19 protein-coding genes are annotated in these 22,700 nt (G+C 61.9%); 8 read left to right on the top strand and 11 right to left on the bottom strand.

The genetic code is table 11. The features are described 5' to 3' along the window. The first annotated feature begins 74 nt into the window (after positions 1 to 74). The 8 genes from ELQ88_RS18455 (at position 75) to ELQ88_RS18415 (ending at position 6,930) form a co-directional block, all read left to right on the top strand. Positions 75 to 1,397 carry an MFS transporter gene (locus tag ELQ88_RS18455; RefSeq protein WP_138966852.1) on the top strand — a complete coding sequence of 441 codons (1,323 nt, stop codon included), beginning with the start codon at positions 75 to 77 and terminating at the stop codon, positions 1,395 to 1,397. Positions 1,398 to 1,563: 166 nt separating this feature from the next. After that, the gene (araD1, locus tag ELQ88_RS18445; protein ID WP_128869453.1) at positions 1,564 to 2,556 is read left to right on the top strand and encodes an AraD1 family protein; all 993 of its coding nucleotides are present in this window, start codon (positions 1,564 to 1,566) and stop codon (positions 2,554 to 2,556) included. 10 nt (positions 2,557 to 2,566) lie between these two features. Next, a complete protein-coding gene (locus ELQ88_RS18440; RefSeq protein ID WP_138966850.1) occupies positions 2,567 to 4,147 on the top strand; it encodes an aldehyde dehydrogenase (NADP(+)) in 1,581 nt (526 codons plus the stop codon). 197 nt (positions 4,148 to 4,344) lie between these two features. After that, positions 4,345 to 4,641, top strand: coding sequence for a DUF5629 family protein (locus tag ELQ88_RS18435; RefSeq protein ID WP_128869335.1), 297 nt, complete (start codon positions 4,345 to 4,347; stop codon positions 4,639 to 4,641). After that, positions 4,634 to 5,803, top strand: a complete 1,170-nt coding sequence (locus ELQ88_RS18430) for a lactonase family protein (RefSeq protein WP_138969543.1) — start codon at positions 4,634 to 4,636, stop codon at positions 5,801 to 5,803. The genes ELQ88_RS18435 and ELQ88_RS18430 overlap by 8 nt, the downstream gene beginning before the upstream one ends. Positions 5,804 to 5,958: 155 nt before the next feature. Further along, positions 5,959 to 6,138: a hypothetical protein gene (locus ELQ88_RS18425; RefSeq protein ID WP_128869336.1), complete on the top strand. Its 180-nt coding sequence runs from the start codon at positions 5,959 to 5,961 to the stop codon at positions 6,136 to 6,138. Positions 6,139 to 6,463: 325 nt separating this feature from the next. Beyond that, the gene (locus ELQ88_RS18420) at positions 6,464 to 6,676 is read left to right on the top strand and encodes a hypothetical protein (RefSeq protein ID WP_128869337.1); all 213 of its coding nucleotides are present in this window, start codon (positions 6,464 to 6,466) and stop codon (positions 6,674 to 6,676) included. Continuing rightward, entirely contained in the window at positions 6,673 to 6,930 is a 258-nt protein-coding gene (locus ELQ88_RS18415; protein ID WP_138966848.1) for a hypothetical protein, read from the top strand. Before ELQ88_RS18420 ends, ELQ88_RS18415 begins: the two co-directional genes overlap by 4 nt. Before the next feature lie 117 nt (positions 6,931 to 7,047). Here ELQ88_RS18415 and ELQ88_RS18410 read toward each other — a convergent pair whose 3' ends face one another. The 11 genes from ELQ88_RS18410 to ELQ88_RS18360 all read right to left on the bottom strand — a co-directional run bounded on the left by ELQ88_RS18410 (position 7,048) and on the right by ELQ88_RS18360 (position 21,854). Further along, positions 7,048 to 7,644 (bottom strand): glutathione S-transferase, encoded by a 597-nt coding sequence (locus tag ELQ88_RS18410; RefSeq protein WP_138966846.1) that lies wholly within the window; start codon positions 7,642 to 7,644, stop codon positions 7,048 to 7,050. After that, a complete protein-coding gene (locus ELQ88_RS18405) occupies positions 7,641 to 11,282 on the bottom strand; it encodes an AAA family ATPase (protein ID WP_138966844.1) in 3,642 nt (1,213 codons plus the stop codon). The genes ELQ88_RS18410 and ELQ88_RS18405 overlap by 4 nt, the downstream gene beginning before the upstream one ends. After that, a complete protein-coding gene (locus tag ELQ88_RS18400) occupies positions 11,279 to 12,523 on the bottom strand; it encodes an exonuclease SbcCD subunit D C-terminal domain-containing protein (RefSeq protein ID WP_128869382.1) in 1,245 nt (414 codons plus the stop codon). The genes ELQ88_RS18405 and ELQ88_RS18400 overlap by 4 nt, the downstream gene beginning before the upstream one ends. Before the next feature lie 290 nt (positions 12,524 to 12,813). Continuing rightward, positions 12,814 to 14,445, bottom strand: a complete 1,632-nt coding sequence (locus tag ELQ88_RS18395; RefSeq protein WP_138966842.1) for a BatD family protein — start codon at positions 14,443 to 14,445, stop codon at positions 12,814 to 12,816. Then, a complete protein-coding gene (locus tag ELQ88_RS18390; RefSeq protein WP_138966840.1) occupies positions 14,442 to 16,181 on the bottom strand; it encodes a VWA domain-containing protein in 1,740 nt (579 codons plus the stop codon). The genes ELQ88_RS18395 and ELQ88_RS18390 overlap by 4 nt, the downstream gene beginning before the upstream one ends. Then, complete coding sequence (locus tag ELQ88_RS18385) at positions 16,178 to 17,257, bottom strand: VWA domain-containing protein (RefSeq protein WP_138966838.1); 1,080 nt, start codon at positions 17,255 to 17,257, stop codon at positions 16,178 to 16,180. The genes ELQ88_RS18390 and ELQ88_RS18385 overlap by 4 nt, the downstream gene beginning before the upstream one ends. Further along, entirely contained in the window at positions 17,250 to 17,744 is a 495-nt protein-coding gene (locus tag ELQ88_RS18380) for a DUF4381 domain-containing protein (protein WP_138966836.1), read from the bottom strand. Before ELQ88_RS18380 ends, ELQ88_RS18385 begins: the two co-directional genes overlap by 8 nt. Beyond that, positions 17,741 to 18,685 carry a DUF58 domain-containing protein gene (locus ELQ88_RS18375; RefSeq protein ID WP_138966834.1) on the bottom strand — a complete coding sequence of 315 codons (945 nt, stop codon included), beginning with the start codon at positions 18,683 to 18,685 and terminating at the stop codon, positions 17,741 to 17,743. Before ELQ88_RS18375 ends, ELQ88_RS18380 begins: the two co-directional genes overlap by 4 nt. Before the next feature lie 5 nt (positions 18,686 to 18,690). Further along, positions 18,691 to 19,650: a MoxR family ATPase gene (locus tag ELQ88_RS18370; protein WP_008150800.1), complete on the bottom strand. Its 960-nt coding sequence runs from the start codon at positions 19,648 to 19,650 to the stop codon at positions 18,691 to 18,693. 299 nt (positions 19,651 to 19,949) lie between these two features. Further along, positions 19,950 to 20,303: a hypothetical protein gene (locus ELQ88_RS18365; protein WP_138966832.1), complete on the bottom strand. Its 354-nt coding sequence runs from the start codon at positions 20,301 to 20,303 to the stop codon at positions 19,950 to 19,952. An 81-nt stretch (positions 20,304 to 20,384) separates the two neighbouring features. After that, positions 20,385 to 21,854, bottom strand: a complete 1,470-nt coding sequence (locus tag ELQ88_RS18360) for a S8 family serine peptidase (RefSeq protein WP_138966830.1) — start codon at positions 21,852 to 21,854, stop codon at positions 20,385 to 20,387. Positions 21,855 to 22,700: the final 846 nt, after the last annotated feature.

Here is a 22,700-nt window from a genome sequence, read left to right as displayed (position 1 = left end):
GGAGGGATGGCCCTGGCGGTTTTCCGCGAGAGGCGTCCCCCGAGGTTCTATAACAACAATCGGAGACCGATCTCATGAGCCAGGAACTGCGGCTTATTCGTCGCATCACACTGAAACTAATTCCCTTCCTGATCCTGCTGTACCTGATCGCCTATGTGGATCGTTCCGCCGTAGGCTTCGCCAAGCTGCACATGGGCGCCGATCTCGGCATCGGTGACGCCGCCTACGGTCTGGGTGCCGGGCTGTTCTTCATTGGTTACTTCCTGCTGGAAATCCCCAGCAACCTGATGCTCGAACGCTTCGGTGCGCGGCGCTGGTTTGCGCGAATCATGATCACCTGGGGCGCCATCACCATCGGCATGGCCTTCGTCCAGGGGCCGCACAGCTTCTATGTGATGCGCTTCCTGCTCGGCGCGGCCGAAGCCGGATTCTTCCCGGGCGTTCTCTACTACATCACCCAATGGTTCCCGGTTCGCCATCGCGGCAAGATCCTCGGGTTGTTCATCCTGTCCCAACCCATCGCCATGTTGATCACCGGCCCGGTATCCGGCGGCTTGCTCGGCATGGACGGCATCCTGGGTCTGCACGGCTGGCAGTGGCTGTTCATCGTCATCGGCACGCCGGCGATCCTGTTGACCTGGCCGGTGCTGCGTTGGTTGCCCGATGGCCCCAAGCACGTGAAATGGATGGATCAGGCCGAGAAGGACTGGCTGACCGGCGAACTGCAAAAGGATCTTGAGGAGTACGGCCAGACCCGCCACGGCAATCCGCTGCATGCGCTGAAGGACAAACGCGTGTTGCTGCTGGCGCTGTTTTATCTGCCGGTGACGCTGAGCATCTATGGCTTGGGTTTGTGGCTGCCGACCTTGATCAAGCAATTTGGCGGCACCGATCTGGTGACTGGTTTCGTGTCGTCGGTACCCTACATCTTCGGGATCATCGGTTTGCTGATCATTCCGCGCAGTTCCGATCGCTTGAATGATCGCTATGGTCACCTGGCCGTGCTTTACGTGTTGGGCGCCATCGGTCTGTTCCTCAGCGCCTGGCTGACGGTGCCGGTGCTGCAACTGGGCGCGTTGTGCCTGGTGGCATTCGCGCTGTTTTCCTGCACGGCGGTGTTCTGGACGTTGCCGGGTCGTTTCTTCGCTGGCGCCAGCGCGGCCGCCGGGATCGCCTTGATCAATTCGGTAGGCAACCTGGGTGGCTACATCGGGCCGTTCGTGATCGGTGCGCTGAAGGAATACACCGGGAATCTCGCGTCGGGGTTGTACTTCCTGTCCGGTGTGATGATGTTCGGGCTAATCCTGACCGGCGTGGTGTATCGCGTGCTGGAGCGCAAGCAAGCGTTGCCGGCTGACCAGTTTGCGGCCAGTGCCCGGGGGGCGAGCCGTACTTGACGCACGCACCCCTATCACAGACCTGATACGGACCTGTAGGAGCTGGCTTGCCAGCGAAAGCGGTGTGTCAGTCGACATTGATATTGGATGTGCCGCCGTCTTCGCTGGCAAGCCAGCTCCTACAGAGGGTGCGTTGAATTGCAGTTTTGTTTACAGGAGAAAAACCATGCGTTTGGTTCAGTTCGAATTGAGTAACGGCGAGCGCCGCGTCGGTGTAGTCGAGGATGATCGGGTGCGTGAAGTGCAAGACGCGCGCACGGTTCGCGACCTGGCCTTGGCAGCGATTGAGGCGGGCGTCAACCTGGAGCAACAGGTGAAAACCCAGGGCCTGGGCATCAGCCATGACTACGCGCAGCTGTTGGCCACGCTGCGTATCCTGCCGCCGCTGGACCATCCGGACCCGGCGCACATGCTCGTGAGCGGCACCGGCCTGACCCATCTGGGCAGTGCCTCGGCGCGGGACAAGATGCATCAGCAGGCCGGTGACGAAGCTGCGATGACCGACACCATGCGCATCTTCAAGTGGGGCGTGGAGGGCGGTAAACCGGTGGCGGGGCAGGCCGGTGTGCAACCGGAATGGTTCTACAAGGGCGACGGCAGTATTGTCGTGCGTCCGGGCCAACCGTTCCCGCTGCCACCCTTTGCCGAAGATGCCGGTGAAGAGCCAGAGCTCGGTGGCCTGTACGTCATCGGCCAGGATGGCAAACCCTGGCGCCTGGGTTTTGCGGTCGGCAACGAGTTTTCCGATCACGTGATGGAGCGCAAGAACTACCTGTACCTGGCCCATTCAAAGTTGCGCAGTTGCAGTTATGGCCCGGAGCTTCGGGTCGGTGAACTACCTCAACACCTGGCAGGCACCAGCCGCATCCTGCGCGACGGCGAGGTGCTGTGGCAGGACGAGTTTCTCAGCGGCGAAGCCAACATGTGCCATAGCCTGGAAAACCTCGAGTACCACCATTTCAAATACAGCCAGTTCCTGCGTCCGGGGGATGTGCACATTCACTTCTTCGGCACCGCGACCCTGTCTTTCGCCGACGGCATTCGCACCCGACCGGGTGACGTGTTCGAGATCAGCCAGGCCGAGTTCGGCGCGCCGTTGATCAACGGCATCGAACCCGTCGAAGCGGCGTTCGAACCCGGCACCGTCGGCACCCTTTGAGGATATCTACATGAACCGGATTATTGGCCACAACTACATCGGCGGGCAGCGTAGCGCTGCCGGCACTGTCATCGTCAAAAGCGTCGACGCCAGCACCGGCGAAGCCTTGCCCCACGATTTCCACCAAGCCACCCTGGCAGAAGTCGACGCCGCCGCCAGGGCTGCCGCCGCTGCTTACCCGGCCTATCGCAGCCTGAGCGCCGAGCGCCGGGCACAGTTTCTCGACGCGGTGGCCGATGAACTCGATGCCCTGGGCGATGAGTTTGTCGCCCTGGTCTGTCGCGAAACCGCGTTGCCGGCTGCACGGATCCAGGGCGAGCGCGGTCGCACCAGCGGCCAGATGCGGCTGTTCGCCAAGGTGCTGCGGCGCGGTGATTTCTACGGTGCGCGGATCGATCAGGCCTTGCCGGAACGCCAGCCGGCACCGCGTCCCGACCTGCGCCAGTACCGCATCGGCCTCGGACCGGTGGCGGTGTTTGGCGCGAGCAACTTTCCCCTGGCCTTTTCCACGGCCGGCGGTGACACCGCTTCGGCATTGGCCGCCGGTTGCCCGGTGGTGTTCAAGGCCCACAGCGGGCACATGGCCACGGCCGAACGGGTCGCCGATGCGATCCTGCGCGCTGCGGAAAAAACCGCGATGCCGGCGGGCGTGTTCAACATGATCTACGGCGCCGGGGTCGGCGAAGCGCTGGTCAAGCATCCGGCGATCCAGGCGGTCGGTTTCACCGGCTCGCTCAAGGGTGGCCGGGCATTGTGCGACATGGCCGCGGCTCGTCCCCAGCCGATCCCGGTGTTCGCCGAAATGTCGAGCATCAACCCGGTGATCGTGCTGCCCCAGGCCCTGGCCGCGCGCGCTGAAAGCGTGGCCCGCGAGCTGAGCGCTTCGGTGGTACAGGGTTGCGGCCAGTTCTGCACCAATCCGGGCCTGGTGCTCGGGATTCGCTCGCCGCAGTTCAGCGCCTTCGTGCAGCAGGTGGCCGGGTTGATGGCCGATCAGCCGGCGCAGACCATGCTCAACGCCGGCACCTTGAGCAGCTATGGCAAGGGCCTGCAAAAACTCCTCGCGCATCCCGGCATCGAACACCTGGCCGGCCGCCCGCAGGCGGGGAATCAGGCGCAGCCGCAGCTGTTCAAGGCGCAGGTCAGCCTGTTGCTCGAGGGCGATGAAGTGCTGCAAGAGGAAGTGTTCGGGCCGACCACGGTGTTCGTCGAAGTCGCCGATCAGGCCCAACTCAGTGCCGCGTTGCACAAGCTGCATGGGCAACTGACGGCGACCATCATTGGCGAGCCGGCAGATTTCGAACAGTTCGGCGAGCTGACGGCGGTGCTGGAACAGAAGGTCGGACGGATCCTGCTCAACGGTTATCCGACCGGTGTGGAAGTCTGCGATTCGATGGTCCATGGCGGGCCGTATCCGGCGACGTCCGATGCGCGCGGGACGTCGGTGGGTACCCTGGCGATCGATCGCTTCCTGCGGCCGGTGTGTTTCCAGAACTACCCGGACAGCTTGCTGCCCGAAGCCCTGAAGAATGCCAATCCGCTGGGCATCCAGCGCCTGGTGGACGGCCAACCCACCCGCGACACCCTCTAACGGCCGAGCCCCCCTGTAGGAGCTGGCTTGCCAGCGAAAGCGGTGGATCAGTCAATGAAGATGTCGACTGAAAGATCGCCTTCGCTGGCAAGCCAGCTCCTACAGGGGGGCGTGTTGGTCGTGGGTTTTGTGACCGGCGCTGAGGCGCCCCCACATTGAGCTATCATTGCGTCTTTCCCATTCAAAGATCGACTGCCATGACTGCCGTAACCGACACCTTGCTCAACGCCCTCGAACACTGCGACATGCTGGAAATCGACGGGCTGCACGCCTTTGATTTCTCCCTCGATGAAGACGACAACCTGCACATCGAATGCATGGACGGCCGTGCGGCAAAGCGCTGGGCGTTCAGCATGGCCCAGATCAATGCGGCGACCTTCGACCCAGACCTGCAAAGCTGGCTCATCACCGGTGATTCCGGCGAGCATCGGCTGGTACTGATGGATGCTATCGGTGGTGACGACGACGAGGACGAAACGCATGAGGATGCGTAATCTCTGGCCGCTGTTGATCGCCGGCAGCGTTGGCGCGATGGGCGTGCAAACGGCGACGGCCGATGAATATCAGCTGCTGGTCGGTTCTTACACCGCCGGCCAGAGCCAAGGGCTTTATCGCCTGAAGTTCGACAGTTCCAATGGGCAGATCGACGCCAAGCCACTGCAAGTGGTCAACAGCGAAAACCCGTCCTGGCTGACCCTGTCCAGTGATCAACGCCGATTGTTCGTGGTCAACGAAAACGGTCCGGGGCAGGCTGATCCGGTGGGGCGCGTCAGCAGTTATGCGATCGATCCCAAGACCCACGAGCTGAGCCTGATCAATCAGGTGCAGAGCCTGGGCAACGAGCCGACGCACTCGAGCCTCACCGTTGAAGCCAGTCACCTGCTGGTCAGCAATTATTCGGTGGCCGCAGATCCGGGCGGCACCCTGGCGGTGGTGCCGGTGGATGCCGACGGCAAGCTCCAGCCCGTGGTGCAAATGAGCAGCCATCCTTCCAGCCGGGTCAATCCCGAGCGGCAGATGTCGGCCCATGTGCATTCGACGGTCTCATCGCCAGACGGCCGCTACGTGTTTTCCAATGACCTGGGGGCGGACCGGATTTTTGTCTATCGCTTCGACCCCAAGGCGAATCCGGACCTGCCATTGACCGCGGCCAAACCGGCCTCGGTCCAGTTGCCACCCGGCAGCGGACCACGGCACCTGCTGTTCAGCGCCGATGGCAAACACGCGTGGTTGACCATGGAAATGAGCGCGCAGGTGGCGGTGTTCGATTACCGGGACGGCCAGCTGGAACACACGCAAATGGTTGACCTGGCGGCGGGCCAGCCAGTGTCGGACAAGGCAGCGGCGGCGCTGCACGCCTCGGCCGATGGCAAGTTCCTCTACGTCAGCAACCGTGGCACTGCCAATCAGTTGCTGGTGTTCGCCATCGACCCTGCGTCGGGCCAGCTCAAGGAGCTGCAGCGCCGCTCGGTGGAAGGCGACCATCCGCGCGAGTTCAGCCTCGACCCGAGTGGCAAGTTCCTGTTGATCGCCAACCAGAAGAGCAACCAGATTGTCGTCGTCGAGCGCGATGCCAAGACCGGTCTGCTGGGCAAAACCGTACAGAAACTGCCGATGGATGCCCCGAGCGACCTCAAGTTCCTGGTGCGTCAATAGGCCGCAGGCCCCGGTTGATGGGGCCTGCATCCTTGTATTAATGACGCTGATAACTGCTACTGCTACAAAAGATTTCAAGGCGCCAACCTCGAAGGTTAAGTTTGCTCCACGGCCCCACAGGGCAAGCAAGCCAACTGACGTCGAGGACTACCGCCATGAACTTCAATCTCTTCTCTGTAATCGCCGCATCCGCTATCTCAGCCACCGTAGCGCTGCCAGCCAGCGCCAACGTTGAAATCAGCGACAAAAAATCCCACGCCCAGAGCTACACCCAGAAATACCTGCAACAGAGCGCCCATTTCTACGCCGCCCTGGATCACAAAAGCCAACACTGAAAGCTGAACCCTGCACACTTTATGCAGGAGCGAAATCACTTGCCAATCGACCGCCCAAGTCGAAAGGCCATGAAGTGATGTCGCTCCTGCATAACGCGTTTTCCGACCCCATCATCTTCTGTTTCCCAGCCCCATTCCTTCGTTTGCCCAGCCGATCAAGAAGCGCCGGAAACGGCTCGCGAGCGCCTGATAGATTTTATCCACGACGCAAATAGACAGCTTTAATGATCAACCAGGCTGATGGTCACTATGGATAACCCTGAGTGGTTATCACGGCTTTTTTGATCGATTCTGGGGGCATCGAAACATGCCTGCGGAGAACATCATGACCAGCGCAATCCTCACTTCTGCCAAACGCGGCGCCTATGTGGCGATCGGTCTTTACCTGGCCATGGTCCTGGTGTTCAGCCTTTCACCTCAGTCGCGTCAAACCCTCGAAGCGCCGATTCAAGTCGCTCATCCCGGTATCCAGTTTGAACACCGCGCGCAAAATGCGACGGTCGATCAGGCGCAGACCGCGGGGATCGCCGGCGCATGAAAGGGTACAGACTTTGGGTCATCGCCTTCCTGGCGTTCATGACCAATGGCGCATCCCTGTTGGGGATCGGACAAGCCTCGGCGGGGTCGGTGGCACGGTCCATCGAAGCCAATCACAACCTTGCACGCAACATCGAGACTGCCACAGCCCTGGGTCTGCTGGCGGGCAACCCGCCGATCAAGCGCCAGGGCGGGTTTTTCGGACCCTTTCACGTGGATTGCTCGGTGATCGAGATGTGTGAGGTGTTGGCCTGAGTATTCCAGACACCCTCCATCCCCTGTAGGAGCCGGCTTGCCGGCGAAGGCGTCTGCAGGGCGATGCAAGCCTTGAGGCCGTCTTCGCCGGCAAGCCGGCTCCTACAGGGTTCGTGTTTACTTTGCCATCACCGATGTGAACAGGTCTGATTCCAGAAACCTCTGCAACCACGCCTGCAAACGCAAGTAGGGCGTCTGTGCGAACCACTCGCGATCGACATGGGCGAATTGCCGCACGAACGGCATCAGCGCCACGTCCGCCAGACTCGGATGCGCTGCCAGCAAATAATCCCGCCCCTCCAGCAACCCATCGAGCCGGCGTAGAAATACTTCACCCTCGGCGCGATAAAACGCCATCGGGTGCTCGGGATAACGCTCGGCGTATTTGTAGCGATTCAGCTGCAGCTTGAACACCTGATCGTTCGCTTCGATCAGTTCGGCGATGCACTGCTGCCCGACAGGATCATCCTTGAGCAACCAGTCCTGCGGATCATTCTGTGCCAAAGCCCAGTGCATGATCTCCAGGCTTTCGTCGATCACCTGACCGCCAGCGCTCAGCACCGGCACCGTGCCTTTGCTCGACAATGCGAGCATCTCGGCGGGTTTGGCCTTCAGGCTGACCTCGACAATGTCCACGGCAACCGCGCAATAGCGCAGGGCCATGCGCGCCCGCATGGCGTAGGGGCAGCGGCGGAACGAATACAGGGTATTCATTTCACCTCCAGGGTGCTCAGGCCGTTGCCCTGGCGACGGACCTGAATCTGCACCGGGATGCGCTCATGCATTTCCTGGACATGGGAAATCACCGCGACCTTGCGCCCCTGGGCCTGCAAGCCGTCTAGGGCGTCCATGGCCAGTTGCAGGGATTCCGGGTCGAGACTGCCGAAGCCTTCATCGATGAACAGCGATTCGATTTTCAGCGTGCTCGAGGCCATCGATGCCAGGCCCAATGCCAGTGCCAGCGACACCAGGAACGTCTCGCCGCCGGACAATGAATGTACCGAACGCAGTTCGTCGCCCATCTCGGTGTCCATCACCAGCAATCCCAACATGCTGCCGCCGCGTTTCAGGCGATAGCGCCGCACCAGCTGCCGCAATTGGACGTTGGCATGATGCACCAGCAGGTCGAGGTTGTAGGCCTGAGCGATCTTGCGGAAGGTGTCGCCGGTGGCCGAGCCGATCAGTGCATTCAAGCGTGCCCAGCGCTGATACTCGGTGTAGGCGTCGGCGATCTGCTGCGCCAGGGCCTGATTGGCGTGCTGTCGACGCTGATCCTCGGCCTGTTCGGCTCGCAGTTCGGCGCACTGGTGTTCGCTGGCGGCCGCCAGGCTTTGCAGTTCGGCAAGCGCCGTGGCCAGTTGCTCGGCGTTGAGATTGCCGTTGTGCTGCGCCTGATGATCGAGCAGCCGCTGATTGCGCTCTTGCAGCAGCACCGTGGCCTGCTCGACGGCTTTTTCGCTGTGTTGCAATCGCTGGCGCAGTGCGTTGACCTGTTGGTCGTCGACGCTCAGCAGGTTGTCCAGGCCGCGATCATCCAGTTCCGGATGCAAGGCGCGCCAGTCGGCGATTCTGCCGCGCAAATCCCGATCTTCGGTCTCCAGCGCGAGCAGGCGTTGTTGCTGTGCCTTGAGCTCGGCGGCCAGTTGCACCAGTCCCGTGCGCACGCTTTGCAGTTCCTGACTGGCCGTGGTTTCGCCAGTGCGCGCCTGTTCCACGGCTTGGTCAAGTTGCTGTTGCCATTGCTCGGCGCTCGTGTGTTGGCCGAGCAATTGCGCCAGTTGCTGCTGGCAAGCCTGTTGCTGCTCTTCGATGACCGTGAATTGTCGCTGCGCGGCTTCCAGTTGCTGGGTGCGGGTCAGCTGGCGATCTTGCTCTTTTTCCAGCGTTTGCTGGCGCAGTTGCTGTTCGCTGAGTTCGTCACGCTGCTGATCGAGTTGTGCCAGGCGCTGGGCGATCTGTTGGTCAAGCTGCATGAAGGTCGCAGCGGGTTCGTTGCGCAAGGCTTGCAGCGTTTCGGCCGGGAGCAGGGCGCTGAACGCCGTCAGCTCTTCGTCCATACGCTGGCGATCGCTGCTCAACGCCTGTTGCTGATGACTCAGGAGCTGGGTCGCCTGCTGGCTTGCCGCTTCGGCGCTGCGCAACTGCTGTTGCAGGCGCGCGGCATCCTGTTGCAGGGTGAGCAGGGCGGATTGGCGCTGTTCGTCCTGGCTGATGCTCTGGTTCAGCTGACTATTTTGCTGGGCCAGCCAGGCGTCGCGCTTGAGCGCGTCCTGGGCCAGCAACTGCGTTGAGAGCGGATGCGCTGCGAGGCTGGGCGCCAGGCTCTGTTGCTGTGCGGTGAGGTGCTCCTGTTGTTGCAGGAGTTCCCGTTGCTGGGCAATCAGGCCGCCGACTTCAGCGCGCAGGTCGGTGAGTTTTTCCTTGAGCAGGTCGACCGTCTTCTGGGCGTTGGCCTGTTCGCTTTCATCGTGCCGGCCGAGACTTTGCAGCAAGGCTTCAGGCTGATGGTAAGGATGATCAGGGCTGCCGCACACCGGGCAAGGCTGATCATCCTGCAGCTGCTCGCGCAATTCTTCGACGCTGGCACTGCGGGCCAGACGCTGGCGCTCCAGCAGTTCGCGGGTGACGGTCAGGGTCTGTTCGGCGACCGTCAGTTGGTTCTTGGTGTTCACGCCGTCCTGGGTCAGGCGCTCGCGTTCTTGCTGCGCGGTTGACTGGCGTTGTTGCAGCTCGGCGGTACGTTTGTCGAGTTCCTGCTGGCTGGCCCACAGGCGTGTCAGCTCTTCAAATGCGCGCAATTGCTTGCGGTTGTCCTGGAGCAGGTTGCCCAGCAGCTGGATCTGTTCCGCCACGGCTTCGGGCTCGGCGCCGGCTTCTTTGTACAGCACTTCCAGATGCTGTTTTTGCGCCGCCAATTGCGCGGCGGCGTCGGTGGCGCTCTGTTCCAGGGCGGCCAGTTCGGCCTGGCCCTGGTTCACGCGATTGCCCACCAGCATCAGCTGCTGCAGACGATCGCGCCAGGCATTCCAGGCCTCGCTCAGCGGTGCCAGAGGGCTGCTTTGTTCAAGCTCACCGGCGATTCGCTGCAGACGTGCGGCCACTTGCTGTTGCTGCTCGAGCAAGCCCTGGATCTGTTGCTGGCCTTGAGTGCAGGCCAGTTCTGCCTGTTGCTTGAGCGCTGCACTCTGGCCAGCTTCCCGGTTCAGGCGGGCGAGGGTACTTTGTTCTTCAAACGCCTGGCGCAGCAGCGGCGCGCAGGCGCTGTGCTGGCGTTGGGCTTCGATCAGCACGGTCTGGGCAGCCGCAACGCTGAGTTCGAGTTGCGCCTGACACTCGCTCAGCTCGGCTTGTTGACGGGTGGACTGCTCGATCTGCACGGCCAGCGGCGTGAGCTGGGCGGTAAGCTCGGCCTTGCGCGCGAACTGATGCCGTTGCGGCGCCAGTTGCTCCAGCCGGGACAATGTCAGACGTTCGCCAGCCAGGCTGTGCCAATGCTGCTGGGCGCCGGTCAGTTGCTCGGTGGCGCTGAGTTGCGCGTCCTGCAACAGGCGCAGGTCCTTGAGCCAGGTGTGTTGCAACTCCAGCTGTTTGAGTTGCGCCTGTTGCGTCTTGAGTAGCTGTTGCGCCTGGTTGAATCGCTCATCCAGCTCCGCCCGGGCTTGCGGCGCCAGCGGCGTAACCCCGGTGGCCTGGTCCTGCAGCAGCTTGTGGGTTTCCCGGGCTTCCTTGGTTTTGTCGAAGGCGCGCCGACCCAGACGGGTGTAGAGCGCGGTGTCGGTGAGTTTTTCCAGGAGCTCGCTGCGTTCGTTGTCGTTCGCCTTGAGGAAGGCGCTGAACTCGCTTTGGGCGAGCAGCACCGCCCGGGTGAACTGCTCGAAATTCAGGCCCAGCACCGCTTCAAGCTGGATTTTGAAGTCGACTTTCTGGCTGGCCAGCAGTTGATCCTGATCGATATCGCGCAAGCTTTGGCGACTGGCCTGCAGTTTGCCGCCGGCCTTTTCCCGGGCGCGATTGGCTTCCCAGCGCGCCCGGTAACGGCGGCCGTCAATGCCGACGAAATCCACTTCGGCATAACCCTCACCGGTGCCGCGACGCAGCAGGGTGCGCGGGTCGCCTGTGCCGATTTCGCCATCGGCGTCCGGCGCCTTGGCCGACGTCTGTGCATTGCTCAAGCGCGGCACAGCGCCGAACAACGCCAGGCACAAGGCATCGAGCAGGGTGCTTTTACCCGCGCCGGTGGGGCCGGTAATCGCGAACAGCCCGGCGCTGGCCAGCGGCTCGGCGGTGAAGTCGATCTCGAACGGCCCAGCCAGCGAGGCGAGGTTCTTCAGGCGGATCGCGAGGATCTTCATGGTTGTTCGCTCTCCATCTGCACGTCCTGCAATAGCTCTGCGAAGTCCTTCAGCGTTTGCTCATCTACCTCGCTGCCGTAGCTGTCCTGCCACGCGCGGCTGAACAATTCCCGGGGCGTGAGCTGGTCCAGTTCGACCAGCGTCGCGCCGTCATCGACGCCATCGCGGTTGCCGTTGCCGGCGTATTCCGCGGCGATGCGCACCAGGCGCACGGCTTTGCCTTGCAGGGCGCTTTCGACTTGATGGCGCAGATCGGGTTGCGGCTCATCCAGGCGCACCCGGACTTCCAGCCAGGGCTGGCGCTGAATGTCGGCCAGCAGGTCGATGTTTGGCAGGTCGGCCAGTTGCAGCAGAATGTCGGCCAACGGCGCCGGCCCGATGCGCTGCAGATTCACTGCGCGGGGAATCAGCTTGGGTTCGACGCTGACCAGGGTTTCGCCGTCGAGGATGACGTCGAGAATCTGATGCTGATAACCGATCTCGGAAAACGACAGCGGGATCGGCGAACCGCTGTAGCGGATGCGTTCTTCAGCGTTGACCTTCTGCGGCTTGTGCAGATGCCCGAGGGCGACGTAGCTGATGCTCGGCCCGAACAGGCTGGCGGGCAGCGCTTCGGCATTGCCGATGATCAGGCTGCGCTCGGAGTCTTCCGACACCGAACCGCCGGCCATGTGCGCGTGACTGATGGCGATCAGCGCCTGGCCCCGTTTGCGCTTGGCGTTGGCGGCTGCGATCAGCCATTCGTGAACCTGGCCGATACCGCGCAGGTAGTTGTCGCCCAGATGCGCGCCGGTGACTTCGGCCGGACGCAGGAACGGCAGCGCCAGGCACCAGGCGACGGTCTTGCCCTTGGCATCCGGTAATGGCAACAGCAGCCGCTCGGCGTCGAGTTGACCGTCGTCCAGCCACAGCACCCGCCCCAGGGCATGGGTGCGCAAACGGCGCATCAACGGCGCGGGCAGCTCAATGCGTGAGCCGGAATCGTGGTTGCCGGCGATCATCACGATGGTCAGCTTCGGCTGCTGTTCGTGGGCGCTGACGATGAAATCGTAAAGGCGTTCCTGGGCTTTGACCGGCGGGTTGACCGTGTCAAAGATATCGCCGGCGATCAACAGCACATCGGGCAGGTCCTGCTTGAGCTGGCGCAGCAGCCAGTCGAGGAAACAACCGTGTTCGAAATCGCGGTCCTGGCCGTGCAGATTCTGCCCGAGGTGCCAGTCGGAGGTGTGAAACAGACGCAAGGCGTGCTCCGTAGGAAATAAGGTGATGGCCGCAGGGAAAATGATGGCGGCTAAAAGGGAGAGAGTTTACTGGCAAACAGCAAAAAGATCGCAGCCTTCGGCAGCGCCTACATTGGAATGGCGTACCCCCTGTAGGAGCTGGCTTGCCAGCGAAGGCGACTTCATGGGCGCGGCAAGCCTTGAGGCCGCTTTCGCTGGCAAGCCAGCTCCTACAAGGATTTTTGCCAGCCCCTGGATTTGGGTACCCCCCGATTACCTGTAGGAGATAACCGCAGGCTGATCTTTTGAGGTTATTTGGGGTAGAGCGGCGGCAACCCGCTATCACCCACCGGGTCATGCACCCGATCGGCAATCGGGATCGCCTTGATTGCCCGCCACAGATCCTCACCCTGCCAATGCTGGCCGGTTTCGCTGTAGAGCGCGCCGTTCAGGCCGTCGAGGGCGTCGGACAGTGGTACGAAGCGAGCAGCCATGTCGGCCAGGGTTTCCGGTTGCTGCCGCGCCCAGGCGTCGAGGGCCTGGCGTGTGGCGTGGGTGTCATTGGCCTGACAGGCGCGCTTGAGGTCGTCGAGCACGGTGCGCGGGCTCGGGCCGGTCTGCGCGACACGCAGGATCGCCGGCTGCCAGCGGGCGCGCCACCACAGGCCGAAACCCAGCGCGGTGCTGCAGGCGAGGATCAGGGTACTGAGTTTCCAGCGCCAGAGTGTCTGGCTGTCGACGGCGGAAACGAGGGGCGCTGTGCCGGCCGGGGTGTCGACCAGGCTCGGATTGTTCGCCACTTGCAGGGTCTGGGCCGGCAGGCTGCTGTGTTCCAGGTGATCCTCCAAGGTGTTCCACCAGGTCACTTCCACCGCAGGCAACTCGATGGCGCCGCTGCGGGTCGGCACCAGGGCTTCGCGGTCTTCACGACTGCCGATCAGGCCGCGCTCGCTGTTCTGGTTGCCCAGCACCGGTTGATCCGGGTAGCGCCGCAAGCCGTTGACATCGGTGGCGGGCAATGGCGGCAATTGTGAACTGGCCAGGCCCTCGGCCTTCACGGTCAGGCGGCGGGTCAGCGAATCGCCCACCTGCGCGTGATCCGGTGGCGGGTTCCAGCTTTCGCTCAGGCTCAGGCTTCGGGCCGGCAGCCAGGGCACATCGGCCGGGTAAGCGTCCGGTTTGGCCTTGACCGCCAGCATGATTTCGGAGGAGCTGACGCGCATCAGCTTGCCGGATTTGGGTACCTGGGAGGTGGCGTCCACCAGGGCGGCATTGAAGATTTGCGCCGGAATGATCAATGCACCACTGTGTTGCGGGTAGATCGCGTAGCGCATTTCGATCACGCCGTGACGCAGGCCATTGATATCTTTCTCATAGGTGCGCGACTCGCCCAGTTGCTCGATGCGCACATCGGCGATCTGCAAGGGCGGCAGGCTGCTGTCGTCGTACAGCGACACCGAATGGTAGATCCGCAGGGTCAGGATCGCCTGGGCCTGAACGTACACGCTGTTTTGATCGAGGCTGGCGTCGATGAACACCGGGGCCAGTTTTTGGCGGCTGTCCTGGGTTTCGCTCTGGACCACTTGCAGGGTGATCGGCTGGCTCTGCGCCTCGCCCAGTTGCAGCGCCGCAATCTCCACGCTGCCGGTCTGCCGAGGCAGCAGGGTGATGATCCACCGGGTGGTCGCACGGTTGTCGCCGTCAAGGGTGGTCAACTGGTTGACCTGGCGGGTGCCGCGGACTTCGAACAGGGGTTCCAGTGGCGTCAGGTCAGGCTTGCCGAACTGTGTCATGTCAGAGGTTTCCAGGGTCAGTTCGACCGTCTCGCCGGAGTTCAAGCGACTGCGATCCACACTGGCGACCAGCTCCGCGGCCTGGGCCTGAACGGTGCAGAACAACAGGGCAGGCGGCAGCGCCAGCATGGAGAGGGTGAAGCGGGTCATCGAGTTTTTCCCTGATCCTGATGTTGTTGCTGTTCGTACCAGAATTTGCGCCTGAGCAATTCACCCGGGTTATCCGGGATCTTGCGCAGCCATTGCTCCAACGCCTGGCGCTGTTCGCCATCGATGCTGTCAGTGGCCGGGCGCAGGGGCGGCCTGGTGTGTTGTTCATCTCCCAGCTCACTGCCGGGGACCTCGTTGGTACCTGGTTTGGGCGGCGTCGTCGACGGCTGCCCGGCATTTTCCACGGCCTGTTGGGCATCGGTTTGCGGTTCGCCGTTGCCCGACGGTCGAGTGGCCGCGCCGGGCGGTGGTTCTTGCTGGCTGGCCTGGTTTTCGTTGTCCGGTTTTTGCTCCGGCTTGACCGGCGGCGGGGTGGTTTTCTGCTTGATCAGATTTTCCACCAGCGCCTTGTTGGTCAATGCCGGGCGTAAATCCGGCTGACGTTCGAGCGCCTGTTCGTAAGCGTCCAGCGCTGCTTCCAGTTCACCGCTCCTGGCCAGGGCGTTGCCACGATTGTAGTGGGCGTGGGCGTCGTTGCCTGCGGCGAACCGCTGAGCGGCGCCACTGTAGTCGCCGGCCTCATACAGCGCCACGCCCTGCCATTGCACGTCGGCGAAATGCTCTGCGGCCTCGGCCGGACGTTTCTGGTTGAGCAAGTGCATGCCCTGCTGATCCGGCCGCCGCCACAGGTCCTCGAAGTCGAAGGCGTAGCTGGGTTGCGGCAGCAGCAACAGGAGCGGCAGGCAGAACAGCCAGCCGCGGCGACCGGCGCAGGCGGCCAGCAGCAACAGCGGCAATAATAGCCAGTAACCCTGATCGGCCCAGGCGTCGAGGCGCACGGTCTGGCCGTCATTGATCAGTGTGCGCGGGCCGTCGAGCAGGCCCAGCGCACGCAGGTCGGCATCGTCCAGACGCGCATGGCGGTAGCGCCCGTCCAGTGCACTGGCGAAGGCCTTGAGGCCGGGTTCGTCCAGATGCGGCACCAGAATCGCGCCCTGAGCATCCTTGAGGAAACTGCCGTCCTCTTGCGTGATCGGCGCACCTTCGGCGGTGCCGATGCCGAGCATCAGCAACTGCGTCGATTTGCCCTCCAGCGCCTGACGGATTCCTTGACGTTCCTGTTCGGTCAGGGTCGAACCGATGAGCAGGATCCGCCCCTCGCCGAGAGCAGCCTGATTCAGCAGGGCAAGGGCCTTGGCCACCGCCAGGTCGGCGCGATGGCCGGCCTGGGGCATCAGCGACGGCTTGAGCGCATCCAGCAGATTGCGGCTGGTGGACAGGTCATCCGACAGGGGCACCAGGGTGTGGGCGCTGCCGGCGTAGACGACGATGGCGGTCTGGGCATCGCTGCGGTTTTGCAGCAGGTCGAACAACTTGCGCCGCGCCTGTTCCAGGCGGTTCGGCGTGACGTCGGTGGCGAGCATTTCCGGGGTCAGTTCCAGGATCACCACCAGCGGATCGGCCGGCTTCTGACTGGGTTGCTCGACACGTTCCCAACCCGGTCCCAGCAATGCCAGGATGGTCAGCACCCACGCCGCGCCCAGGGCGACCCATGGCAGTTTGCTGTTGCGACCGCTGCCGCCACTGAGCAATGTCGCATGGAAGGCTGGCGGCAGAATCATCTGCCAGCGTCCCGCACGTTTCTGTCGGTGCCAGAGTTGCCACAGCAGCCAGCCGAGCAGCGGCAATAACAGCAGCCACCAGGGGCGGAACCAGAAGGGCCAGAGCGCACTCATCGGCGCCTCCGCAGGCGCAGGCGGTTGAGGCGCCTGCGCCAGTCGGGCAGTTGCGATTGCAAGAACAGATCCTTGTTAAACAAGCGCTGCAAGGGGTTGTCCGGCCAGAGCTCGCGGACCACCAGCAACATGCTCAGCAGCAATGCCATTGCCAGCGGCCAGTGATACAAGGCCTGGGCCGGACGCGCCTGGGTGGGTTGTTGCGTCACCGGTTCGAGCGTGTCGAGCAGGTCCTTGATCACCTGCAGCTCCTGGCCATCGCGCGCGCGGAAGTACTGGCCGCCGGTGGCTTTGGCGATGGCTTTCAAGGACGGCTCGTCGAGGTCCAGGCTCGGGTTGATCCCGAGAAAGCCGAGTGTGCCACTGTCCTCCGGATTGGCACCGATGCCGATGGTGTAGATTTTCACCCCTTCGAGTGCCGCCAGTCGCGCCGCCGTCAGCGGGGCGATTTCGCCGCCGTTATTGGCGCCGTCGGTGACCAGAATCAGCACGCGACTTTGCGCCGGGTGCATGCGCAACCGCTTCAGGGCCAGGCCAATGGCATCGCCGATCGCGGTGTTTTTGCCGGCGATGCCGATGCGCGCTTCGTCGAGCCAGACCCGCACGGTGCGCCGGTCGAAGGTCAGCGGTGCTTGCAGGTACGCCTGGCTGCCAAACAGGATCAGGCCGACCCGGTCGCCTTCGCGACCTTCGAGGAAGTCGCCGAGTAAATGCTGGACCAATGTCAGACGGCTGACCTCGTCGTCCTGCCAGCGCATGTCGGGAAAGTCCATGGAACCGGACACGTCCACCGCGACCAGCAGGTCGCGGCCGCTGGCGGCAATCGGCAGCGGCTCGCCGAGCCATTGCGGGCGGGCCGCGGCGATCAGCAACAACAACCACAACAGAATGAACGGCGCTTGTTGGCGCCAGGCCGGCAGGTTGGCTCGGGCGCGGCGCCGGGCCAGGCCTTCGAGGTCACTGAGGAAGCTGACCTTGAGCGCCGGCTCGCCGCTGTCCGCCACCGGCAGCACCATGCGCAACAGCCAGGGCAGTGGCAGCAGGGCGAACATCCACGGCCAGGCGAATTCAAACATGCTTGCGAATCCAGGTATCGACCGCTTGAGTCAGGCCGGCGATGGCCTTGTCGTCGAGCTTGCATTCAGGCTTGTAGGCGCCTTCGACCAGCACCATCCAGCGGGTCAGGCCGGCAGCCGGGCAGCGGTTGTCGAGAAAGGCCAGCCATTTGCGCCCGTTCAGGGTGTGGCTCTGGCTGTACGGGTAGTGGTTGCGGCACAGGCGCTTGAGCAAACCGTTGAGTTGCTGCAGCCAGGCACCGGCCGGTGCGCCGTCGTAAGGCTTGGGCATCAGTGCGAGCTCGGCCAGGGCCGCGATGCGCACCGGGTCCAGCGGTTGTTCGGCGCGCACGACTGGGCGGTTGTCGGGAAGCAAGCGTCGTAATTGCCACATGCCGAAACCTAACACAGGCAATAACAGCAGCAGTAACCACCAGCCCGGCGCCGGTGGCCAGAATTCGATCGGTGGCGGCGAAATCAGCGGTTGCAGTTGCTCGAGGCTGCTCATCGGCTTTTCCCCGGACGTTCTGGGTTGAGGTACTCGCGCAGTTGTTCGACCATCTCGCTCTGCGTGCTCAACGGCATCAACAGCACCCGCAGTTTCTGCGCCAGCAGTTCCCAGCGAGCGACGCGCGCCTCGGCCTGGGCGCGGTAAGTCTGGCGCAGGTCGAAATTGAGGGTGTCGAGTTCCAGTTGCGCCCCCCGTTCCGCGAAGCGCAGCAGCCCGGCGGCAGGCAGGGCATGATCAAGCGGATCGGACACCGGCAGCAACAACAGGTCGCAATGGCGCGACAACAGGCTGAGCTGCTGTTCGGCGCCCTCGGTCAGGGCGCGTTCGTCGCAGATCACGATCACCAGGCTGCCGGGACGCAGGACTTCCCGGGCACGGCGCAGGGCAATATTGAACGCGTCGCGGTCCGGCTCGGTTTCGGTGTGCAACGACTGATTGACCCGCACCAGGCGATTGAGCAACTGCAACAGGCTCTGCTTGCTGCGCCGTGGCTTGATCTCGTAATGCTCTTTGTCACCGAACACCAGGCCGCCGACCCGGTCGTTATGACCCAGCGCCGCCCAGCCGATCAGGCTCGCGGCCTGGGCGGCGAGTACCGATTTGAACATCAGCCCCGAACCGAAAAACAGCCGGCAGCTTTGCTCGACCATGATGAAAATCGGCCGCTCGCGCTCTTCGTGGAACAGCTTGGTGTGCGGTTCCTGAGTGCGGGCGGTGACGCGCCAATCGATGCTGCGCACGTCGTCGCCGGCCTGATAGACCCGCACCTGGTCGAAATCCACGCCACGGCCACGCAGTTTCGAATGATGCAGGCCGATCAGCGGGCTGCGCTGGCTCGGCGTCGAGAACAGTTGCACTTCACGCACTCGATGGCGCATTTCGATCAGTTCGGCGAGGCTGACACGGATGCCCGGTTCGGACGGCAGGAGGGCGGTCATCGGGGTCAAGCGACGGCTACGACGTCGAGGATCCGCTGGACCACCCGGTCCTGGTCGATACCGGCGGCTTCGGCTTCAAAGGAAAGAATGATGCGGTGGCGCAGTACGTCGAACAGCACGGCTTGAATGTCTTCGGGGCTGACGAAGTCACGCCCCGCCAGCCAGGCGTGGGCCCGGGCGCAACGGTCCAGGGCAATCGAGCCGCGGGGACTGGCGCCATAGGCGATCCATTCGGCCATCTCCGGGTCGAACTTGGCCGGGGTGCGCGTGGCCATGACCAGTTGCACCAGGTATTCCTCCACGGCGTCGGCCATGTACAGGCCGAGAATCTCCTTGCGTGCGGCGAAGATCGCCTGCTGGCTGACCCGTCGCTCGGGCTTGGTTTCGCCGTTCAAGGCTTCGCCACGGGCTTGCTGCAGGATGCGGCGTTCGACGGCAGCGTCCGGAAAGCCGATTTTCACGTGCATCAGGAAACGGTCCAGCTGCGCTTCGGGCAGCGGGTAGGTGCCTTCCTGCTCGATCGGGTTTTGCGTGGCCATCACCAGGAACAACGGCGACAACTCATACGTGCTGCGCCCGACACTGACCTGGCGCTCGCCCATGGCTTCGAGCAGCGCCGACTGGACCTTGGCCGGCGCACGGTTGATTTCGTCCGCCAGCACCAGGTTGTGGAAGATCGGGCCTTGCTGAAACACGAAACTGCCAGTTTCCGGGCGATAGATTTCCGTGCCGGTGATGTCGGCCGGCAACAGATCAGGGGTGAACTGGATGCGGTGGAACTGGGCTTCGATGCCTTCGGCGAGTTCTTTGATGGCCTTGGTCTTGGCCAGGCCTGGCGCGCCCTCGACCAGCATGTGACCGTCGGCGAGCAGGGCGATGAGCAAGCGCTCGATGAGTTTTTCCTGGCCGAGAATCTGCGTTGAAAGAAAGGTTCGCAGCGCTAGCAGCGCTTCACGATGTTCCATCGATGACTGTTCCTGGAAAGGGTGACCGCAGACGTTCCGGTAACGCCAGGGCTGGGGCCGTTACTTTAAAGCATCGCGGGGGGTGGCGACTAACGGCATTTGCGCAAAGTGCGGGAATTGATTAACAGAACTGTCAGGTTATGCAGGGCGAGGAGGGGGGTGGCGATCTTTCGGGCCTCTTCGCGAGCAAGCCCGCTCCCACATTCAACCGCGCTTTTTCAGGAAAATGCGATCGAATGTGGGAGCGGCGGTGCGGCGATCCGACTTGCTCGCGAAGGCGCCCGCTCAGGCGCTGATATTCAGAGATCGCTGATATAGGTCCCGGTCCCCTTGAGAATGTTCTGCAAGGTTTCCTCCACTTCCGCCAGATCCTCCTCCTCAGTGCTGTGAATGATCTCCAGCGAGTCGTCCCCATTCAACGCGTCGGCATCCGCCGCCGCGATTTCGATCAGCAGGCGGGTAGGGCTGAGGGTGACTTTCACCCCGTCCAAGGTCGAAGGTTCGCCGTCGAGGGTGATTTCCAGTTCGTCTTCGTCCGGGTAGCGGGTCATCAGGAACATGTCGCCCTGTTCACTGTGGCAGCACAGCATCGCCATGTTGTCTTCTTCGTCATCGCAGGGGTTGACGATCAAGAGGGGGGTGGTCATTTGCATGTGAGAGTCCTGGCGCTAAGCGCGGTGTTGGCAGGCAAAACGCGATTTTGCCAGCATCGGGAGCATTCGGGTGCATAAGTATTACCGGCACGCTATCCCCTGGAGCCATTCCTTGCCAAATTCTGCCGAGTTGACATCCGGCGGTTTGTTAATGTTGTAGAAATTCTGCTTGTACACTTTGCCTTTGTACGCGACCGCCTCTGCGTAGGTTTCATAAATCCTGGCGGGGTCCCACTTCGGTATGTCGCCACAACTATCCTCGGTGGGCGCTTTTACGGTGATCTGCTTGTGCAATGGCAAAACGCCGCCACGACCATCGGATACCTCGGCATTGACCATGGCGCTGACATCGTTGCTCACCGTTGGCGCGGTGAGATTGACGCTGCGAGTATTACCAGTCGCCCCGGTAAATCCGATTGGTGGCTTCCAGCTATAAGCGAGTGGGTCGCCATCGGGATCACTGGCATTGGCGGTGAAGGTAATAGTCTTGCCGGAAGCAACGGTGCTATCGCCCTCTAAAGTACCGACCGGTGGACGGTTAGGTCGCGCCGCGAGCATCTTTTCAATGGCGGCTTCCAAGTCAGGTTGCACGCCAATTTCGCTGGAATTACCGTTGATTTGTGGATATCCGGTCGTGACGAGCAGTGCACGTAATGCTTTAGGTGGGATATTACCCAATCCATTGGCGCGTGCTACACCCTGCAAGGAAGCAACGACTCCTGCAAGGATCGGATTAGAGGAGGAAGTGCCGCTGTAATCATGGGTGTAACCTGTAGTCGGGTTTTGCCGGCTCCAGGTGGTGGTGGTAACAAAATCTCCCCAGCTGAATAAGTCGACGCGACTGCCATACTCGGAAAAACCCGCTCTGAGGCCGGTTTTGGGATCAACAGCACCCGCATAAATAGCACCGGAATCGAACAGGTTGCGATCAAAATAACCTTCGAAATACGGATGATCCAGGTTGATGTTGCCATTGGCCGCAGCCAGGATAACGTGAACACCCTTTTCTTCAGTAAGATAAGAAATAGTGTCGCGGACCGGTTCGTAGTCTTCCAGCGGCATGTAGCAGTCTTGCCAGCATCCTACTTCGGGGAAAGACCCGTAACCGTACTGCACACCTAATTGCACGACGTCACCTTCATTCAATCGCTCTGCCAACTGCATGAATCTGTCTGACCCCCATTGCAGGTAACCGAGTTGTGCATCGGGTGCAATCCCGGTCGTGCCAAAGTCATTTTCCCTGGCCACGATAATGCCTGCGCTGGCAGTGTCATGGGAGCCTACTGTTGCCGGGTCTTGCGGGTCATAAACTTCCAGGTAGGGCTTTGGTAAATCCAGGTGGTTGTAGGACCAGTGATCAATTTCTGATGAAATGACATGCATGTTTTGGCCTTTGCCACCTGGAACCTTCCAGGCTTGCACGGCATTCACGCCACCGATCTTGTACGGAGCGACTGCGTTTTTGCCTTGCAGATAGTTTTGCCGTCCCGTGTAGTCCGGAATCGCGTTGTCTGACGCTGGTGCAACGAGCGAGCCGTTATCGTCATGCATCCCGTCAACCCTGGGCTCGAAGTCAGCTTTTTCCACCAAAGGGTTTTTTTCAGCTGCACAGCCAGTGCTTCAGCCTGTTTTTCAGTCAGCCGGCTGGTGTCCACAATAAAGTAGCGATCCAGTCGATGCCTTTTTAGCGCTCGTACCGCCTCCCCGGTGCGTGCCTTGGAGGCCGGCAACACTGGCTTTATAGAGGGCACAAGTTGTTTGAGTTCGCTGATTGGGTCATCTCGGCCGGGGGCGTCGATCCATGTCTCGAAACCAGGCACGTCTTCTTTGATTAAAATTATCAGTTTCGAATAGTCAAGCGTGCTGGCTTGGACCAACAAAGGAAACGAAGTCGCCCAAAAAAATAATAAAAGACCGAGCCATTTGTTTATTGACTTCATATGCTGCCTCGCTAGTCCGTGTCGACATCTGTCATGACTGCTGTTGTTGAAATGACAGTTAAAGCTACAGAAGTCGGGACTGAATACTGTCATAAATAACAGTTGCGACGAGTGGTAGACCGTCTCGCGAAATGCCCATTTTTTCCGAGCGGCTGCTAAGGTTGTTCGATGCGCCGCCTTCAAGCTACGTACCGATGACCGAATATGTCGCAGCGCCGCAAGCACGGGCCTTGCCGCAGTGGTTAAGCTGCGCATCGAATGGATACCTGTAAAGACATTGTGCAATTGATCGCAGAGTCGTTTTTACAGATGCCCATTCATGGAAGGTGAATGTGACCCGAGTGTCTCGTCCAGCTTCACCCACCTGTCCCCTGTTTCCTCTGCCCGAGAATCAGGAGCAGGGTGACGGATCGCCCCGAAAGGGGTTTTGCACGCGACGCTTCCATCAATAACAAGC

It is taken from the genome of Pseudomonas sp. MPC6 (assembly GCF_006094435.1).
Classification (GTDB): domain Bacteria; phylum Pseudomonadota; class Gammaproteobacteria; order Pseudomonadales; family Pseudomonadaceae; genus Aquipseudomonas.
The sequence above is the reverse complement of the archived record's forward strand: the minus strand, read 5'-3'. Positions and strand labels throughout refer to the sequence as shown.

Coding starts and splice junctions, on each gene's coding strand:
- ELQ88_RS18360 (WP_138966830.1), bottom strand. CDS start 21,854: ATGCATGACGATAACGGCTCGCTCGTTGCACCAGCGTCAGACAACGCG.
- ELQ88_RS18375 (WP_138966834.1), bottom strand. CDS start 18,685: ATGACCGCCCTCCTGCCGTCCGAACCGGGCATCCGTGTCAGCCTCGCC.
- ELQ88_RS18370 (WP_008150800.1), bottom strand. CDS start 19,650: ATGGAACATCGTGAAGCGCTGCTAGCGCTGCGAACCTTTCTTTCAACG.
- ELQ88_RS18410 (WP_138966846.1), bottom strand. CDS start 7,644: ATGAATACCCTGTATTCGTTCCGCCGCTGCCCCTACGCCATGCGGGCG.
- ELQ88_RS18385 (WP_138966838.1), bottom strand. CDS start 17,257: ATGTTTGAATTCGCCTGGCCGTGGATGTTCGCCCTGCTGCCACTGCCC.
- ELQ88_RS18435 (WP_128869335.1), top strand. CDS start 4,345: ATGACTGCCGTAACCGACACCTTGCTCAACGCCCTCGAACACTGCGAC.
- ELQ88_RS18380 (WP_138966836.1), bottom strand. CDS start 17,744: ATGAGCAGCCTCGAGCAACTGCAACCGCTGATTTCGCCGCCACCGATC.
- ELQ88_RS18420 (WP_128869337.1), top strand. CDS start 6,464: ATGACCAGCGCAATCCTCACTTCTGCCAAACGCGGCGCCTATGTGGCG.
- ELQ88_RS18430 (WP_138969543.1), top strand. CDS start 4,634: ATGCGTAATCTCTGGCCGCTGTTGATCGCCGGCAGCGTTGGCGCGATG.
- ELQ88_RS18395 (WP_138966842.1), bottom strand. CDS start 14,445: ATGACCCGCTTCACCCTCTCCATGCTGGCGCTGCCGCCTGCCCTGTTG.
- ELQ88_RS18415 (WP_138966848.1), top strand. CDS start 6,673: ATGAAAGGGTACAGACTTTGGGTCATCGCCTTCCTGGCGTTCATGACC.
- ELQ88_RS18440 (WP_138966850.1), top strand. CDS start 2,567: ATGAACCGGATTATTGGCCACAACTACATCGGCGGGCAGCGTAGCGCT.
- ELQ88_RS18365 (WP_138966832.1), bottom strand. CDS start 20,303: ATGCAAATGACCACCCCCCTCTTGATCGTCAACCCCTGCGATGACGAA.
- ELQ88_RS18455 (WP_138966852.1), top strand. CDS start 75: ATGAGCCAGGAACTGCGGCTTATTCGTCGCATCACACTGAAACTAATT.
- araD1 (WP_128869453.1), top strand. CDS start 1,564: ATGCGTTTGGTTCAGTTCGAATTGAGTAACGGCGAGCGCCGCGTCGGT.
- ELQ88_RS18405 (WP_138966844.1), bottom strand. CDS start 11,282: ATGAAGATCCTCGCGATCCGCCTGAAGAACCTCGCCTCGCTGGCTGGG.
- ELQ88_RS18425 (WP_128869336.1), top strand. CDS start 5,959: ATGAACTTCAATCTCTTCTCTGTAATCGCCGCATCCGCTATCTCAGCC.
- ELQ88_RS18390 (WP_138966840.1), bottom strand. CDS start 16,181: ATGAGTGCGCTCTGGCCCTTCTGGTTCCGCCCCTGGTGGCTGCTGTTA.